This is a genomic window from Bradyrhizobium sp. Ash2021, assembly GCF_031202265.1.
Lineage (GTDB): Bacteria > Pseudomonadota > Alphaproteobacteria > Rhizobiales > Xanthobacteraceae > Bradyrhizobium.
Window position 1 is genome coordinate 1,914,795 of record NZ_CP100604.1, and the last position, 15,982, is coordinate 1,930,776.

At 62.9% G+C, this 15,982-nt stretch carries 17 protein-coding genes and 2 pseudogenes; 11 read left to right on the forward strand and 8 right to left on the reverse strand.

Annotated features, from left to right (window positions below):
• Positions 1–2 precede the first annotated feature (2 nt).
• The 5 genes from NL528_RS09195 to NL528_RS09215 all read right to left on the reverse strand — a co-directional run bounded on the left by NL528_RS09195 (position 3) and on the right by NL528_RS09215 (position 6,054).
• The gene (locus tag NL528_RS09195) at positions 3–1,619 is read right to left on the reverse strand and encodes an ABC transporter ATP-binding protein (protein WP_309182373.1); all 1,617 of its coding nucleotides are present in this window, start codon (positions 1,617–1,619) and stop codon (positions 3–5) included.
• A complete protein-coding gene (locus NL528_RS09200; RefSeq protein WP_309182374.1) occupies positions 1,616–2,443 on the reverse strand; it encodes an ABC transporter permease in 828 nt (275 codons plus the stop codon). The genes NL528_RS09195 and NL528_RS09200 overlap by 4 nt, the downstream gene beginning before the upstream one ends.
• A 1-nt stretch (position 2,444) precedes the next feature.
• Positions 2,445–3,416 carry an ABC transporter permease gene (locus NL528_RS09205; protein WP_309182375.1) on the reverse strand — a complete coding sequence of 324 codons (972 nt, stop codon included), beginning with the start codon at positions 3,414–3,416 and terminating at the stop codon, positions 2,445–2,447.
• A 3-nt stretch (positions 3,417–3,419) separates the two neighbouring features.
• Positions 3,420–5,036, reverse strand: coding sequence for an ABC transporter substrate-binding protein (locus NL528_RS09210; protein WP_309182376.1), 1,617 nt, complete (start codon positions 5,034–5,036; stop codon positions 3,420–3,422).
• 307 nt (positions 5,037–5,343) lie between these two features.
• A complete protein-coding gene (locus NL528_RS09215; protein WP_375143996.1) occupies positions 5,344–6,054 on the reverse strand; it encodes an ABC transporter ATP-binding protein in 711 nt (236 codons plus the stop codon).
• A 539-nt stretch (positions 6,055–6,593) separates the two neighbouring features.
• Here NL528_RS09215 and NL528_RS09220 point away from each other — a divergent pair.
• Genes NL528_RS09220 through NL528_RS09230 form a run of 3 tightly spaced genes read left to right on the forward strand, consistent with a single transcriptional unit; the run spans position 6,594 to position 8,908 of the window.
• Positions 6,594–6,845, forward strand: a complete 252-nt coding sequence (locus tag NL528_RS09220; protein WP_309182378.1) for a hypothetical protein — start codon at positions 6,594–6,596, stop codon at positions 6,843–6,845.
• Positions 6,835–8,433, forward strand: a complete 1,599-nt coding sequence (locus NL528_RS09225; protein ID WP_309182379.1) for a recombinase family protein — start codon at positions 6,835–6,837, stop codon at positions 8,431–8,433. The genes NL528_RS09220 and NL528_RS09225 overlap by 11 nt, the downstream gene beginning before the upstream one ends.
• Positions 8,414–8,908 carry a hypothetical protein gene (locus NL528_RS09230; RefSeq protein WP_309182380.1) on the forward strand — a complete coding sequence of 165 codons (495 nt, stop codon included), beginning with the start codon at positions 8,414–8,416 and terminating at the stop codon, positions 8,906–8,908. The genes NL528_RS09225 and NL528_RS09230 overlap by 20 nt, the downstream gene beginning before the upstream one ends.
• Here the strand turns inward: NL528_RS09230 and NL528_RS09235 are convergent.
• Complete coding sequence (locus NL528_RS09235) at positions 8,901–9,380, reverse strand: integrase core domain-containing protein (RefSeq protein ID WP_309182382.1); 480 nt, start codon at positions 9,378–9,380, stop codon at positions 8,901–8,903. The two genes, NL528_RS09230 and NL528_RS09235, sit on opposite strands and share 8 nt — an antisense overlap.
• On the opposite strand from NL528_RS09235, the gene NL528_RS09240 reads away from it, so the two are divergent.
• A complete protein-coding gene (locus tag NL528_RS09240; RefSeq protein WP_309182383.1) occupies positions 9,364–10,161 on the forward strand; it encodes a transglycosylase SLT domain-containing protein in 798 nt (265 codons plus the stop codon). The two genes, NL528_RS09235 and NL528_RS09240, sit on opposite strands and share 17 nt — an antisense overlap.
• A 194-nt stretch (positions 10,162–10,355) precedes the next feature.
• Here the strand turns inward: NL528_RS09240 and NL528_RS09245 are convergent, their stop codons facing one another.
• Positions 10,356–10,700, reverse strand: coding sequence for a hypothetical protein (locus tag NL528_RS09245; RefSeq protein WP_309182384.1), 345 nt, complete (start codon positions 10,698–10,700; stop codon positions 10,356–10,358).
• Positions 10,701–10,759: 59 nt separating this feature from the next.
• Between NL528_RS09245 and NL528_RS09250 the strand changes: the two are divergent.
• From NL528_RS09250 to NL528_RS09280, 7 genes and pseudogenes are all read left to right on the forward strand, one after another.
• A pseudogene (locus tag NL528_RS09250) lies at positions 10,760–11,030 on the forward strand (hypothetical protein).
• A 97-nt stretch (positions 11,031–11,127) separates the two neighbouring features.
• The gene (locus NL528_RS09255) at positions 11,128–11,547 is read left to right on the forward strand and encodes a CopG family transcriptional regulator (RefSeq protein WP_309182385.1); all 420 of its coding nucleotides are present in this window, start codon (positions 11,128–11,130) and stop codon (positions 11,545–11,547) included.
• 5 nt (positions 11,548–11,552) lie between these two features.
• Positions 11,553–12,722, forward strand: coding sequence for a PHB depolymerase family esterase (locus NL528_RS09260; RefSeq protein WP_309184839.1), 1,170 nt, complete (start codon positions 11,553–11,555; stop codon positions 12,720–12,722).
• Between the two features lie 259 nt (positions 12,723–12,981).
• The gene (locus NL528_RS09265; RefSeq protein ID WP_309182386.1) at positions 12,982–13,728 is read left to right on the forward strand and encodes an SDR family oxidoreductase; all 747 of its coding nucleotides are present in this window, start codon (positions 12,982–12,984) and stop codon (positions 13,726–13,728) included.
• Positions 13,729–13,774: 46 nt separating this feature from the next.
• Positions 13,775–14,224 carry a hypothetical protein gene (locus tag NL528_RS09270; protein ID WP_309182387.1) on the forward strand — a complete coding sequence of 150 codons (450 nt, stop codon included), beginning with the start codon at positions 13,775–13,777 and terminating at the stop codon, positions 14,222–14,224.
• 74 nt (positions 14,225–14,298) lie between these two features.
• Positions 14,299–14,535 carry a hypothetical protein gene (locus tag NL528_RS09275; protein WP_309182388.1) on the forward strand — a complete coding sequence of 79 codons (237 nt, stop codon included), beginning with the start codon at positions 14,299–14,301 and terminating at the stop codon, positions 14,533–14,535.
• Between the two features lie 6 nt (positions 14,536–14,541).
• Positions 14,542–14,724, forward strand: a pseudogene (locus NL528_RS09280) (SOS response-associated peptidase); the annotation flags it as partial.
• A gap of 215 nt (positions 14,725–14,939) precedes the next feature.
• On the opposite strand, the gene NL528_RS09285 reads toward NL528_RS09280, so the two are convergent.
• On the reverse strand, positions 14,940–15,977 hold the full coding sequence (locus NL528_RS09285) for a hypothetical protein (protein ID WP_309182389.1): 1,038 nt from the start codon (positions 15,975–15,977) through the stop codon (positions 14,940–14,942).
• Positions 15,978–15,982: the final 5 nt, after the last annotated feature.

The window sequence follows — 15,982 nt, forward strand, 5'->3', positions numbered from 1 at the left end:
GGTCATGACGCTTTCCGGTCTTGCCAGGTGCCCCCAGGCACGGCGGCGAACAAGGCCTTGGTATAGGAATGCTGCGGATTGAAAAAGATCTCGGCGGTCGGCGCCACTTCGACCACCTGGCCTTGTTTCATCACGGCGATGCGGTCGCAGACTTGCAGCGCGACGCGCAAATCATGCGTCACGAACAGCATGCTGAGATGCAGCCGCGCCTTGATATCGGCGAGCAGAGCGAGCACCTGCGCTTGCACCGACACGTCGAGCCCCGAGACCGGCTCGTCCGCAACCAACACTTCCGGATGAAGCGCGAGCGCGCGGGCAATGCCGATCCGTTGGCGCTGGCCGCCGCTGAACTCATGCGGAAAACGCCGTGCGGCCGACGGGTCGAGCCCGACGAGGCCGAGCAGCGCTTGCGCCTCCTCGCGGGCTTTGGCGGGCAGGGTGCCGTGGATGATGGGGCCTTCCGCAATGATGTCGATGATGCACTGGCGCGGATCGAGCGAAGCGTAGGGATCCTGAAACACCATTTGCACGCGTTTGCGGACCGGGCGGAGCTGGCGGCGCGAGAGCTGGGCGATATCCGCGCCGCCAAGCAGAATTTCGCCGCCGTCAATCGGCATGAGCCGCGTGATGGCGCGCGCCAAAGTGCTCTTGCCTGAGCCGCTTTCCCCAACGAGGCCGAGTGTCTCACCGCGACGCAGTTCCATCGCCACGCCGGCCAGAGCATGCGTGACACGCCCGCCAAACAGGCCTCGCGTGCCATAGGTCTTGGCGACATCGCGCGCCTCGATGATGAACGGTTGCGTATTCGCCGGCCGCGCGGTCGGCGGCATGAGCTTTGGCACAGCGGCAATCAAGGCCTTGGTATAGGGATGGCCCGGCGCGCCGAGCACGGCGGCGGCCGTGCCGCGTTCGACCAAGGTGCCACGCTGCAGCACCGCGACCTCATCGGCAATGTCGGCGACGACGCCGAAATCATGCGTGATGAAGAGAACAGATGTGCCGTGCTCGCGCTGCAGCTCGCGGATCAGATAGAGGATTTGCGCCTGGGTCGTGACGTCGAGCGCGGTCGTCGGCTCGTCGGCGATCAACAGCCGCGGATTGAGCAGCAAAGCCATGGCAATCATCGCGCGCTGGCGCTGACCGCCGCTCAATTGGTGGGGAAACGAACGGATGATGCGGCCGGGTTCCGGCAGATGGACGCCGTCGATCAATTCGAGCACGCGGGCGTGGCGTGCGGCTTTCCCGAGTGGCGTATGGATGCGCAGCACTTCATCGAGTTGGCGGCCGATCGTGTGCAGCGGGTTCAGCGCCGTCATCGGTTCCTGGAAGATCATGCCGATTTTTGCGCCACGAATGGCGCGCATCTTGTCTTGCGGCGCGATGGCGAGATCCTGGCCTTCGAACAGGATACGGCCGCTCCCGACGCGCACATGCGGGCGGGGCAGCAGGCCAAGGATCGAACGCGCGACGAGCGATTTGCCCGATCCGCTCTCGCCGATCAGGCATGTCACTTTGCCGGCGCGCAAAACGAGATCGATATCGCTCACGGCGTTGGCGCGGTCGGCGCCGGGCGGCAGAGCGATCGTGAGCTTTTCAAGTTCGAGAACAGTCTCGTTCATCGCTCACGCAGCCTCGGATTGAGGGCTTCGTTGAGCCCGTCGCCAATGAGATTGATACCGAGCACCGTGAGCAGGATCGCGATGCCCGGAAAGGTGCAGATCCACCAGGCCGAGCGCAGCACCGCGCGCCCCGCGCTGATGATTAACCCCCAGCTCATGACATTGGGATCGCCGAGGCCCAGAAACGCCAATCCGGCTTCGAGCAGTATAGCAGTGCCGATCAGCAGCGAACCGACCGCGATGATGGAGGAGGCGCAGTTCGGCAGCATGTGATTGAAGATGATGCGCGCATCGCTCGCTCCGAGGCCCGCGCAGGCCTGCACGAATTCGCGGCCGCCGAGCGACACGAATTCCCCTCGCACGAGTCGCGCGATGCTTGGCCAGGAGACTGCGGCGATTGCGATGATCTCGCTACAGACCGAGGGTGAGAGGATAGCGACGATCAACAGAGCGAAGATGAAGGCCGGGATGGTTTGGAAGAATTCCGTGATGCGCATCAGCACGGTCTCGGTGCGCCCGCGATAATAGCCGGCGACCCCTCCGGCCACCGCGCCGAAGACAATTGCGGCGAGGGTCGCGCCGACACCGATGATGAGCGAAGTGCGCGCGCCGTAAGCGATTTCCGACGCGACGTCGCGGCCGAGCGTGTCGGTGCCGAGCAGAAAGCGCCCGCCCGGCGGCTGCAAGGCGGGTCCAACGAGCTTGAACGGATCATCGGGGTAGATCACCGGCGTGAACACGACGAGCAGGAGCAGGCACAGCAGCACGGCTGCGCCGAACAGTGCCATCCGATTGCGCGCGAACCGCGCGAAGCCCGCCCACATGTCAAATCTCCATGCGCGGGTCGAGCATGACGTAGATCACGTCGACGGCGAGGTTGATGATCACGATCAGGCAGGCTGACATGAAGAAGATTGCGAGAAGCAAATTGAGGTCGCGCGATTGCAGCGCGTTGAAGGCAAGCGCGCCGATGCCTGGCCAGCCGAAGACGGTTTCCACGACGATGGAGCCGCCGATCAGATTGCCGGCCTGAACGCCGGCGATCGTCACGATAGGCAAAAGCGCATTGCGTAGGACGTGACCCGTCATGATGCGACGCTCGGTCTGGCCCTTGGCGCGCGCCGTCGTGACGTAGTCCATGCCGGTCTGCTCCAGGACGGACGATCGCATGAGGCGCGCATAAAGCGCGAGGTAAAACAGCGCGAGCGAGACGGCGGGCATCACGAGATGGCGACCGACGTCCCAAACCTCGGCCCAGCCCTCGTGACCGGCACCGACCGTGTCGAATCCGCTTGTCGGCAGCCAGCCGAGGCCGATCGAAAAAATCACGATCATCATCAGCCCGAGCCAGAATCCGGGCGTCGCATAGGCGACGAGGCTGATCAGTGAAATGATGTTGTCGCGCCAGGAATTGCGTCCGGTCGCGGCAATCAGACCGAGGATGATGCCGAGCGCCACAGCGGTGCCGAAAGCCGTCAACATCAGCAGGCTCGTTGGCCCGAGCCGTTCGAGAATCAGGCTGCTGACATCGGCATCGTTGCGGTAGGAATAGCCGAGGTTGAAATGCGCCATGTTCGAGACATAGGTCACGAACTGCATGCCGATCGATTGGTCGAGGCCGAATTTATGGCGCAGCGCGTCCATATATTCGGGCGTCGCAGCGCCACTCTCGCCGGCGAGCACGGAAGCCGCGTCGCCCGGCGCGAGATGGATTAACAGGAAGTTGAGCACCATGATGCCGAAGATCACCGGCAGCGCGGTGGCGAGCCGGTATCCCATATAGAGGGCGAATCGCATGGTCTACGTTTCCAGCCAGGCCCGTTCGAAAGCTTGCTGCGTGCCGAGCGGCCCGGTTGTGTGATCGTGAAGCTTTCGATTGAAGACCGAGACATATTGCACGTCGATGAGCCAGACCAGCGGGCAATCCTCGGCAAGGATTTGCTGCGCCTTTTTGTACAGCACGGCGCGCTTGTCGTGATCTGGCTCGCGCATGGCCTCGTTGAGAATGCCGTCGAATTCGGGATTGGCGTAAAAGCTGTCGTTGACGAAGGTCACACCCTTGCGGATCTGCGACGTGAGATATTGCTTGTTTAGACCGTAGACCGGATCGACGCCCTGGCTCAGGAAGGGCTCGTTAATGTCGTAATCGTAATCGGTATAGACGCGCCGCAACCAGGTGGCGGTGTCTTCCGAACGCAGCGTCAGATCGATCCCGACGATCGCGAGCGCCTGTTTCAGATATTCGGCCTGCCGCAGCCATTGCTCGCCGAATGAATTGACTTCGAGATGCATGCCGAAGCGCATGCCGTTTGCGCCGCGCAGCAGGCCCGCGCCGTCGAGCAGCTTGTTGGCAATGTCGAGACGGTCGGGCACGTCGTATTTGCGCACATCGTCGGTATAGAACCCGACGGTCTTGAACAGACTGCTGAGCGGGCCTGTGGCCGGCTTGCCGTAACCATACATGACATCGCGCAGGATCACCTTGCGATCGATCGCATAGGCGATGGCCTGGCGCACTTCTTTCTTGTCGAGCGGCGGGTGTTTGGCATTGAGTTCGAGCACGCTCAAGGCGGGCGTCATCTCATAGCCTTTCATCGTCGTATCGAGCATCGGGTTGGTCTTCATCCGCGCGAGATCGGCGTAATTGACGGCGCTGTACCCGGCGAAATGCGCCTCGCCGGTCTCAAGCGCGGCAGAGCGCGTCGCGGCATCGGGGATGAAACGCGCGATGATATGGTTGAGATAGGGCAGCCCCGGCTTCCAGTATTTTTCGTTGCGGTCAAGCCGCACGAACTGTCCGCGGTCCCATTGCCCGAATTTGAACGGCCCGGTGCCGATCGGCTTGTTGGCCGACGGATTCTGCAGGATCTGCGTTCCCTCGAAAACCGATTTGCACATGATCGGGAGATCGCGCCCAGCGAGTGCCTTCATGAGATAGGGCGCGGGATTGGCGAGAAGCAGAACCGCAGTCTTTTCGTCAGGGGTGTCGACGCCCGTCAGCTCGGCGAGCAGGAGCGGCGCGAAGGGGTGGTATTTCTTCAAAATCTCCATGAAGGAGAACTGGACGTCGGCGCTCGTGAAAGGCTTGCCGTTGTGAAATACAACGCCTTCGCGCAGCTTGAAGATGATGGATTTGCCGTCGGGCGCGGTCTCCCAAGATGTCGCGAGATTGGGCTGAGGATTCTGATCCCAGTCGTATGTCACAAGACCTTCGTAAATCTGCGTGGCGATGGGCGGGATGTTGCCGGCGGTCACGGCATAGTGAGCGAGCGTCGAGGGCTCGGGCTGCACGATCATCACCATCGTGCCACCTCGTACCGGCTGATCGGCCTTGGCCAAACTGTTGAAGATGGTGCTGGATGATGCGGCTAACCCGAGGGGTAAAGCCAGGGCGGTACGGCGTGATATTTTATTCAAGTTCAGATCGTCGACCAAAATGCGAGCTCCTCTATGTTGCTCGCAATGAAGCAATTGGCGTGCCACTTTTTCCGCGGCGGCAACCGGGCCACGGCAAAGTGAAGCCTAGCGATGGCTATTTGGTTCAAGTGGCGAATAGACAGTGCGTCGATTATGTCGAGCCACATCGCAAGGTCATGATTGAGGTGCGCTCAAAGCGAACGTTTTCAACGAAGCCAACCGACGCTATTAGCGTACAGCTATCGTTCAAGGTTCCGAATGGTCTGCTGATTAGACAAAAATTGGACATCGAGACGGATGCTCGGCCCTAGCCTCCAAGGTATGCCTCGCGAATCCGCGGATCGTCGGCAAGGGTCGCTGATGGCCCGGACAGTGTGATCGTGCCGGTCTCCATCACGAAGGCGCGCGCGGAAATATCGAGCGCCATCGCCGAATTTTGCTCTACCAGAAGGACGCTGAGGCCGGTACGCCTGTTGAGTTCCAGGATCTTGTCAAATACCTGCTCAATCACAATGGGTGCTAATCCGAGCGATGGTTCGTCCAGCATCAGCAGGTTGGGGCGGCTCATCAGCGCGCGGCCGATGGCCAGCATCTGCTGTTCGCCGCCGGAAAGCGACCAACCTCCCTGCGTCAAACGCTCTTTCAGGCGCGGAAACAGGTCGAGCACCAGCGCCAGATCGGCCTCGATTTCAGATTTTCTGTAAGAGCGCGATGCCGTGCCTGTGATCAGATTCTCGCGCACCGTGAGGCCGGGAAAGATACGACGGCCTTCAGGGCAATGGGCGACGCCGGCGCTGACGATGTTCTCCACGGCCGCGCCATTTATCGTCTCGCCTTTCCAGGTAATTTTGCCCGAGGTCGGTCGGAGCAGACCGGAAATCGTACTCAGCGTCGTGGTCTTGCCGGCACCGTTGCTGCCGATCAGGGCCACGATTTCGCCCGGATCGACATCAAAGGAAATGCCCTTCAGCACTTCGATATGGCCATAGGAAACCCTGAGGTTTTCGACCTTAAGCATGCCGGTGCCGCCTGCCCAAATAGGCCTCGATAACCTGTGCCTGTCGTAAATTTAATCCGGCCATATTGATGGTGCAGTCCGCCCAGAATCGGGCGACAGAGAATGCGTCCGGCTGTCTCGGCGGCGCGTGATATCGGCGCGTCTTTGTTCAATGACAAATGGGGGCGCGTGCCGTTGTACAACGCAGCTTGATAACACCCACAGGACCGGCTTTCGCGAGGTTTTGTATCGGTGGCATCCATGGTTCGGTTTGCCGGTTTTTGTCCATCAGAAGCTGGACAAGGCGGGTGACCTTGTATTCCGCTGCACGCTGAGCGGCTCCGATGCCGCTCGGTGGTTTGAGATTCCGGCCTGGATGTTCGATCGCGCGGCTTGCGTGGATGCACCGGTCTTAGCCGCCGCACCTCATGTCAGTTCATCAGCGCTGCTGACGTTATCGGGCCTTCTGACGGATGTGTTGAAGGCGCGCACCGCATCATCGAATGCCCCGCTTTCCGGCGCAATCAAGACCTCTCGCGATCAGAATCGGGGAGAGGACCATGTCAGCCAAGACAAAGGCGCGCCGGCTGCCAGTACAGCGGAGCCGGAACATGCAGGATCGGCGGCGCAAGGCGCCGCAAATGGACCTGTTCGCAAGCGGCCAGTCCGGCGGTCTCATCGGACCGCCGGACTGGCCGGAGCTACTGGCAGAGGTGCAAGACACGCTGACCAGCCTGATGGCGCAGCTGATCCTGGAGCATGCGGACAAGAGCAGGACGGCCGTAATGATGGAGGCCGGTCATGATCTCTGACAAGATCCACCCCCATCATCTGGAGCGCAAAGCGCTGCTCTATGTGCGGCAATCATCGGCCCATCAGGTGCTGCACAACCGGGAGAGCAGCGCCTTGCAATACGCCATGCGGGATCGGCTGATGGCGCTTGGCTGGTCGCAGATCGAGGTGATCGACGACGATCTCGGCCGCTCGGCGGCGGACTCCGTTCAGCGCGCGGGCTTCGAGCGGATGGTCGCGGAAGTTTGCCTCGGCAAGGTTGGCGCCGTCTGCGCGCGCGAGGTCTCCCGCTTTGCCCGCAACAGCCGCGACTGGCAGCAACTGATCGAGATGTGCCGCGTCGTCGACACCGTGCTGATTGATCAGGAGACGGTGTACGCGCCACGCCAGGGCAACGACCGGCTGTTGCTTGGCCTCAAGGGGAGCCTCAACGAATACGAACTCGATCTCCTGCGGCAACGCTCGCTGTCCGCCCGCTACGAGAAGGCCAGACGCGGCGAACTCGTCGTCGGTGCGCCGATCGGCTTCGTGAAGGCCGGCGACCGGCTGGAGAAGGATCCCGACCGGCGTGTTCAGGAGGCGATCACGCTGGTGTTCGACAAGGTGGTCGAACTCGGCAGCGCGCGCCAGGCTCTGCTGTGGTTCCATGAGCACGGGCTCGATCTGCCGAGCCGGAGAACCAACGGCGACATCGTCTGGCGCCGGCCCTGTTACGCCACGATCTACAGCGTCATCAGCAATCCGGCCTACGGCGGCGCCTATGCCTATGGTAAGACCCGTGCGGTGACGGGCTATGATGGCACGCGCGTGCGGGTTACAAGCCGCACGCGACCGCGCACTGAATGGCTGTCGCTAAAGCCCGGCGCGCATGAGGGTTATGTGGACTGGGAGCGTGCGGAGGCGATCCGCCGGATGATCAGCGACAACGTCCCCACGGGTCGGCACCACGGCGCGGCCAAGCACGGCGATGCATTGCTCGCCGGCCTCCTCCGCTGCCGTCGCTGCGGCCGCAAATTGGTCGCCTGCTACACGGGCACGAAGCACAACATTCCCCGCTATGCCTGCCATCGTGGCCGGCTTGATACCGGCGAGCCGAGCTGCATCGCCTTCGGCGGGCTGCGGGTCGACGATGCCATCGCAGCGGCCCTGCTTCAGGTCGTCGAACCTGGAGCGATCGCGGCGGCGGTGGCCGCCGAGGCTGAGGCCGCCGACCGACAAGACCAGGTTCGGGCGGCGCTGCTGCGCGACCTGGAGGCGGCGCGCTATGCGGCTGAGCGCGCCTTCCGCCAATACGACGCCGCCGACCCGGCCAACCGCCTCGTGGCGGGCGAACTGGAGGCGCGCTGGAACACGGCGCTCGGTCGCGTTGCCGACGTCGAGTCGAAGATCGCCACCCACGACGCGGCGACACCCGCGCGCGCAGAAAACGCCATCCTCCTTCGCCACCCTGGCAGGCAATCTGGAGGCCATCTGGTCCGCCCCGACGGCCGACGCGCGGCTCAAAAAGCGCATCGTGCGGACTGTTATCCAGGAGGTCGTCGCCGATATCGACGACAACGCGGCCGAGGTCATTCTCGTCGTTCATTGGATGGGCGGCATCCACACTGAGATTCGAGTGCCGCGACGACGACGCGGCCAGCGCAATAGCACCTCGCCCGACATCATCATCGCCGCCGTCCGGCTGCTGGTGCGCATCGCCAATGATGATCTGATTGCCGGCATCCTCAACCGGAACGGCCTGGTGACCGGCCACGGCAATCGCTGGACACGGGAACGGGTCACCGCGCTCAGGTCGCATCATGAGATCCCGGTCTTTCGGCCCGCGCCGGATGGCAACGAGCCATGGCTTAATCTGAACAAGGCGGCGGGTTTGCTCGGCATTGCACCGAAGACGCTTAGGCTCGCCGCCGAAGCGGGCGAAATCGAAGGGGGTCATCCTCTGCCGGATGGTCCGTGGATCTTCAGCCGATCAACGCTCGGCGAACCGGCGGCTCAGCGCGTCGTTCATCGCGCGAGGCAGAACCCAAATTACCCCACGGGATCGCATCCCGATCAGCAAAACCTCTTCTCTTCAATCACATAGACAGATGGTGTTGTGATGCAGGATTGTAATAGCGCGTGTAGGAACGCAGGATTCGGCGTAGATGGGCCTCGCCAAAAACAACGATATGATCCAAGCACTCGCGGCGGATCGACCCGATCAGCCGTTCGGCAACGCCATTCTGCCAAGGTGAAGCCGGTGCGGTAGGCTTGTCCCGAATGCCCATGGCGCGCAATCGACGGGTGACAATGGTGCCATAAATGCGATCGCGGTCTCGGATCATGTAGTCCGGCGCCCCGTCCCAGGGAAATGCCTCGGTGATTTGGCGGGCAACCCATTCTGCCGTCGGGTTCGTTGTGACGTTGATCCAGACCAGGTCTCTGCGGTCCAGGCGCACGATGACGAAGGCATAGAGCAGGTCAAAACCGATCGTTGGAACAACGAACAAGTCCATGGCGGCAATATCTGGGGCATGATTGCGCACTTCCACACAACGCATGTCAAGAAAAAGCAAGAGCTTCCTCCCTCGCCTTCGCCGCTGGCGGCGGGGCGTACGGTGGGCGCGACGGAAGCTCGCGAAAGCACCGCGGGCGGCTCGGATCGCAGGCGTCGTCGCAATTCTGCTTGCGGTCGTCGTGCTGATGAACCTCGTCTATCACGTGATCCGCAAGCCGACCGAGCTGTTCTTCTTTGTCGGTAACGGGCTCGACAAGGAGCCGGCCGAGACGTGGCGGCAATATGGGCCGCTCTTCCGCGCCTATTCCACCCACACGATCACGCCTGAATTGCTGGCCGCGCTGGCGCAAGTCGAGAGCACCGGCAATCCGGTGGCGCGCACCTATTGGCGCCGGCAATTGAGCCTGAATCCTTTCGCGATTTACCAGCCCGCCTCCAGCGCCGTCGGCCTCTACCAGATGACCGATGCCGCCTACGCCGAGGCGGCGCGGTCCTGTATCCGAGAGAACGCGGTCACGGATACCGGCTGCGGGTTCACCAGCCTCTATGTTCGCGCGATCCCGGGCCATGCCATTGAGCTCGCGTCCGTGTATCTGGACCGCAATGTGGCGGCGGTTCTCGCCAGCGTCGGCCATGACACGGCAAGCCCACGGCAGAAGCAGAATCTTGCTGCCTTTATCCATCTCTGCGGCGCGGGTCCCGCCACAGCTTACGCACGCCGTCACTTTCAGATGATGGCCGGCGAGCACTGCGGCGACCACCTCGTTGCGGCCTATATCTCCAAGGTCAACGCGATGAAGCGGCAGTTCCTGCGGCTTGCGACCGATGGCAGCAATTAGCTCAGCAAGCGCAGCCCGGATGAGCGCAGCGATATCCGGGGCCGGGGGTTGGAGTTGTCCCGGATGTCGCTTCGCTCATCTGGGCTACGCTGGCTTATGCATCACTGACGGTTGCGCATTCTGGGTCAAAACCCACTCTCTTGATTCAGATCAATATCCGGCATGCGCCTTCGACGTTGGAGCTGTCTGGAAAGTTAGGTAACTGTCGGCTTGCCGATCGGAATGCCCATGCCGCCGGCACCCTGATCGCCGAGACCGAGGATGCGCTCGCCGTCGGTGACGACGATGAAGCGCACGTCCTTTTCCGGCCAGTTGGAAAGCAGCTCCTTCACCCGGCCGCGTGCGCTGATCGGCAGATACACGCCGCGCGGCTTGCGGAAGATATGGCCGAATTTTTGACAGGCCTCGCCGACGGTCGGCGTATAGACCAGCGGCATGTAGGTGGCCGGGTCGGACATCAGGACCGCGTAGTAGAGCGTCTCGTTGCGCGCCTGGAGCAGTCGGCCAAGGATCGGGCGGCAGATAATGCGTCCAGCCACCTCGGTAGTCCACAAAGACGGAGCCCCTCGAGGATTGCGTGACGCAAGGAGAAATCAGGATGCCGATGCTCAAGGAGAAACGGCCCGCCATCCGGACGATCGAAGGATGGGCTAACTCCGTCCTGCTCGAGGCCGGCGCCATCTGCGAGTGCGAGGAGCACGGCTGGATTGAAGGACCGTGCCGATCCGCACGCGAGGGACCGCGCCCTTCTCGTCGCCCGCGAGGACCCGCCGCCCGGTGTCTCGCCGGGGCTGGCGGTGGCGGCGATCGACCACGTGCCCGGCTCTATCGGCGACACCTGCCCGGAATGCCTGCCTGAGACCGGTTAGCGTGATCTCAGGAGGGGCAGCCACGGGCGGTGCACTTGAAGGGCGCCGGAAACCATCCATATGCCATCCAGGCAGATGATAGAAGGATGGTGAAGCTATGGCCAACAACGTCCACGAAATCCGACCAAAGCCCGCTGACACCGAAAAAATCACGATCAACCTTGGTTATGTCGATCTTGGTCAGGTCGATCTGATGGTGCAGGAAGGGTTCTACTCGAACCGTACAGATTTCATTCGAACCGCAATCCGCAACCAGCTTGAACGTCACGCGGACGTGGTCAAGCAGTCCACGGCCCGAAAGAGCCTGGACCTCGGGCTGCGGAACTACAGCCGCGAGGATCTTGAGACGGCGCGGCGGGCCGGTGAGATGCTGCACATCAATGTTCTGGGCCTCGCCAGTATCGCCCAGGACGTCACGCCCGAGCTTGCTCGCGCCACGATTGCCTCTGTCTCCGTGCTGGGAGCTTTGCATGCCAGTCCGGCGGTCAAGGCCGCTCTCGCCGACAGAACGAGGTGAATGCGATGCTGAAACAGGACATTGTTCGCGAAGCCACACGCCTCACGCGCTCCGGCCAACTCGTCGAGGCCTCCGCGCTCCTCCAGCGCATGCTTCGCGGTGAAAGTGCGCCAGACGCGACATCGCGTACGACCGCCCGCCTCGCCCCTGCAGGGAGAGAGCCGCCGACCATCGACGCCAAGGCAAATGCCGCCGAGAAGAGATATCCGCCGCGCACGCTTCGCACGCCGAGAGATCTCGCCAAGAACCTCCCCGGGTTCGGGCTGGGAGGATCGCTAAGGCGCGCCCCACCGTCCACGGCCGACATGGTGCCGGACGGCGCCAGGTTCGTCGAAGGCGTCTACGGCAATGCCGCGGGAAGCCGCGCCTACCGGCTCTTCATCCCCAGCGGCTATCACGGACAGCCCATTCCGTTGGTGATCATGCTCCACGGCTGCACGCAGTCGCCGGAGGATTTCGCCGCCGGCACGCGGATGAACTTCATCGCGGAAGAACGAACCTGTTTCGTGGCCTATCCCGCGCAGCGCGCCGAGGCGAACCATGCGAAATGCTGGAACTGGTTTCGCACGGCCGACCAGCAACGCGGCGGCGGCGAACCCTCGCTCATCGCGGGCATCACCCGCCAGATCATGCGCGACCATTCGGTCGATCCTGAACGCGTGTACGTCGGCGGACTGTCGGCCGGGGCCGCGGCCGCCGCCGTCATGGGAGCGAGATACGGCGATCTGTACGCAGCGATCGGCATACATTCTGGACTCGCCTGCGGGGCCGCCACCGACCTTCCCTCCGCGCTGATCGCCATGCGGCAAGGCGGCGGGTCCGATGCATTGCCGGGGGACGGCCCGCCCATTGCGACGATCGTCTTCCACGGCGATCGCGACACCACGGTGCATCCGAACAACGGCGATCGAATTCTCCGACAGTCCATCGGTGCGACCAGCACGAAGGAGAAGGTGCATCGCGGGCGGGTACCGGGAGGGCATGCCTACACCCGCACGCTCCATACCGATGCCGGCGGACGCGGAATCCTCGAGCACTGGGAAATCCACGGAGCCGGACACGCATGGTCGGGAGGCAGCCCCGCCGGCTCCTACACCGGTCCGGACGGACCGGACGCAACGAGGGAAATGCTGCGTTTCTTCCTCGAGCATTCGCTCCCGCAGGAGCGAAGTTAGAGACGATGTCCGCTTTTCCGTCCCCGTTGATGGAAAGCGGACATCGATCAGGATCGCCCCGATCGGCTTGGTCTAGGCCGACTTGCGCTGCGCCTTTGGAGACGACTTCTTCGCGGTCGTTTCCTTTGGCTGTGAATCGGCCCCGAAGACGCTGAATCACAGTAGTGCGTGGAAAAAGCCGGTCGGCGGCGCCATTGCCCGCGCCGCGCGCCGCCCCATCTCTCGGTCACGGCAACCCACTCAAGTCAGGAGGCCTTTCATGGCAAAGCTCGACGGCAAGATCGCCCTTATCAGCGGCGGCACCTCCGGCATCGGCGCGGAGACCGCCAAACTCTTTCAATCCGAAGGTGCGACGGTGATCGTGACCGGCTCCAGCGAGCGCTCGGTAGAGGCCGCCAAGGCGGCGCTGCCAGGGATCGAGGTGCTGGTCTCCGAGGCCAGCGACGTGGCCGCCACCAAGGCCCTGGTCGACCAGGTCAACGCCAGGCACCGCCGCATCGACGTCCTGTTCGTCAACGCCGGTATCGCCAAGTTCGCACCGATCGAGATGGTCGACGAGGCCTTCTACGACAGCCAGTTCAACGTGAACGTGAAGGGCGCATTCTTCCTGCTCAAGCACGCCGTTCCGGTCATTCCGGACGGCGGCGCGATCATTCTGACCGCTTCGGTGGCCGGCGCGGCCGGCGGCCTGGGCGGCAGCACGATCTACGGCTCGACCAAGGCGGCGCTGCGCTCGTTCGGCCGCACGTTCGCCAAGGAACTGACGCCGCGCGGCATCCGGGTCAACACCATCAGCCCCGGCCCGATCGTCACCCCGATCCTCGACAAGGGCGGCCTCACACCGGCCCAGAAGGACAACTTCATCGAGGGGGCCAAGACCCGCATTCCGCTCGGCCGCACCGGCACCGCCGCCGAAGTCGCCGCCGCGGCCCTCTACCTTGCCGCCGATGCCACCTACACCACCGGCGCCGAACTGTTCGTCGACGGCGGCTTGATCGACCTCTAGTCCGCCCAGGATTGCCGGCCCGATTTCTCTACGCTCGGATGTCCGGATGGCGCCGAAATACCATCCCACGCCGCTGTCGGGCGGTGACCGCAAGGCGCTCAGCAAGGAGCTCGGCAAGGCACGCGCAATGGCCAACATACTGGCGGCGCAGTCCGCGGAGATGCGGGCCAAGGGCGAAGCGATGATCCGGCAGGTGGACAAGCTGCTCTGCGAAAGCTGGAACGAGCGGATGTGGAGCGACGGCGAGCCGATCGATCCGTCCCCGACCATCGACCAGGCCGTGAATGGCGGCTTTCCCTGGTTGGAGATCCAGTGCGCGCGCTGCAAGACGCCGAACGACGTCGATCTTGCGGCCTTGAAGCATCCGCCGACCACCTTCGTGCACGATCTGGCCAGCCGGCTGCGCTGCGGCAAATGCGCCAAGACGGGGCGGCGCCCGTCGGCGACCTTGCTCCAGCTTGCGTGGCAGCCGCGCCACCCCCGACCGGACGTCTGACGATGTGGTGGTCGTCTGTCACGTCTGGCGCCCCGCGGCGGATGGTGCGAAACTTTGCTTCCCAGGAGCCCGTCATGAATAAGTCCGGACCGCCATTGGACGGCGCGCAGAATCGTTTGGCAGTGGACGCCTCTGCGCTCGACCTGGATCGCATATCCAGAGCGAACAGCGTCAAGAACGCCGTCGCCATCACTCTCATGGAGGGAGGGCAGCTATCCCCGTACTGCCTTGAACAGCTTGCCTTGTTCGAGTCCGGAGAGATCTCGGCCAGCGAAATGCGCGACAGGGTAATCCGCAACGCGCGAGGCTGATTTATCGTGTGCAATCTCTACTCGATCACCACCAACCAGGCGGCCATCATCGCCCTCTTTCGCGTGATCAACCGATACGTCGGCAACCTGCCGCCGATGCCGGGCGTGTTTCCGGACTATCCGGCGCCGATCGTGCGCAACGGAGCCGACGGGCGCGAACTCGCAATGGCGCGATGGGGGATGTCCTCCATCGTCGCCCGCACGTACCTGACGTCGGGGTGTGCCGTAGGCCCGCAGTGTGCGTCACGATCTTCGGCTGTCGCGAAGATCTCGAAGCGATAGTATTCGCTCGCCAAGGCAAGCGAGAGGTCGGAGGCGGACGCGCGAAATTGAGGCTGGGCGAAAAAGAACTGCGGGGTCGGCATGGGGTCTCCTTTTGTGTCACTCATCATGGGCGTTGAGCCTCAGGATCCGAGCGCCGCGAGGGCATCCTCATCTTCCTGAGCGAGGGGCGTGCAGCCGAGATTCTCCAGGCGTCTGACGATGTCGCGTGCCGCGCTGATCGAGCTCCGATACCCCTGAATCAGAGAGCGGTCCTTGAAGTGGGAATACTGCTCGAGCACGCGGAACAGATCGCTGTCCGTCGGCGCTGTTTTCATGCCGGCCGTATCGGCGAGAAGCGGCACGGCCGCTCGCAATGCCTCGTCCTCCGTATAATGCCGGATGGTTTCGAACAGCGTACGAGCGCAGAGGCGCGCCGTGCGCTCGGGAATCTCGAGATGCAGCACTGTCTCGATGCGCGACCGGAAACAGATTTCGGTGTGCGGTTCCGCCAACCGCTCGATTTCGGCGTCGATCTCGCCCAGTCCATACGCGCGGGAAAATTCGCAACAATAGTGTTGCATGTAGTTGTCGGGTCCCGCGGTCCAGACATTGGTCTTGGCGCGATCGAGCGCATCGTGACCCAACCAGACATCGATCCGGCCAAGCGTCGGCTTTTCGGCCACGTACCAGACAGGCGCGCCGACATTGACGTAGACGTGGCCCTCGCAGAACACAAGCCGTTTGGCTCCCCGCGACGTCAGCAGGAATTGACGCTCCTTGTCGCACTCGCCGTAGCGGTGCATCGGAAAGGCGCATTCGAATTCCTGAAAAGTCCGGCCGTCGCGCTGGCCCATTTTCGGCGGCTCGTCGAACGCGAGGAACGTGCCGAGCTTGCCTTTGGCGGCAAATTCGATGAAGCGGGCAACACTGACGGGACCATCATGTGCCATCAGCGGCCACCAGCACGTGCTTTCGAACGATCGCACTTCGTGCAGACGATCGGACACGTAGTCATCATCGGTATGAATGCGATAGGCGATCGGCGCCTCGATCGGATCGACCTCACGGACGATGATGGAGACGTTCTCCGAGAGGCGCACGCCGAGCTCATTCCGGCCCCTGTACAGCTTGTAGGCCTGGAAGTAGGGCATGCGAAGGCTGACGCGGTGTTCCGTCACTCGTT

Excerpts from the sequence above, each read along its gene's own strand:
- NL528_RS09195 (WP_309182373.1), bottom strand. The coding sequence starts at position 1,619 with ATGAACGAGACTGTTCTCGAACTTGAAAAGCTCACGATCGCTCTGCCG.
- NL528_RS09200 (WP_309182374.1), bottom strand. The coding sequence starts at position 2,443 with ATGTGGGCGGGCTTCGCGCGGTTCGCGCGCAATCGGATGGCACTGTTC.
- NL528_RS09205 (WP_309182375.1), bottom strand. The coding sequence starts at position 3,416 with ATGCGATTCGCCCTCTATATGGGATACCGGCTCGCCACCGCGCTGCCG.
- NL528_RS09215 (WP_375143996.1), bottom strand. The coding sequence starts at position 6,054 with ATGCTTAAGGTCGAAAACCTCAGGGTTTCCTATGGCCATATCGAAGTG.
- NL528_RS09220 (WP_309182378.1), top strand. The coding sequence starts at position 6,594 with ATGTCAGCCAAGACAAAGGCGCGCCGGCTGCCAGTACAGCGGAGCCGG.
- NL528_RS09225 (WP_309182379.1), top strand. The coding sequence starts at position 6,835 with ATGATCTCTGACAAGATCCACCCCCATCATCTGGAGCGCAAAGCGCTG.
- NL528_RS09230 (WP_309182380.1), top strand. The coding sequence starts at position 8,414 with ATGGGCGGCATCCACACTGAGATTCGAGTGCCGCGACGACGACGCGGC.
- NL528_RS09240 (WP_309182383.1), top strand. The coding sequence starts at position 9,364 with ATGTCAAGAAAAAGCAAGAGCTTCCTCCCTCGCCTTCGCCGCTGGCGG.
- NL528_RS09255 (WP_309182385.1), top strand. The coding sequence starts at position 11,128 with ATGGCCAACAACGTCCACGAAATCCGACCAAAGCCCGCTGACACCGAA.
- NL528_RS09260 (WP_309184839.1), top strand. The coding sequence starts at position 11,553 with ATGCTGAAACAGGACATTGTTCGCGAAGCCACACGCCTCACGCGCTCC.
- NL528_RS09265 (WP_309182386.1), top strand. The coding sequence starts at position 12,982 with ATGGCAAAGCTCGACGGCAAGATCGCCCTTATCAGCGGCGGCACCTCC.
- NL528_RS09270 (WP_309182387.1), top strand. The coding sequence starts at position 13,775 with ATGGCGCCGAAATACCATCCCACGCCGCTGTCGGGCGGTGACCGCAAG.
- NL528_RS09275 (WP_309182388.1), top strand. The coding sequence starts at position 14,299 with ATGAATAAGTCCGGACCGCCATTGGACGGCGCGCAGAATCGTTTGGCA.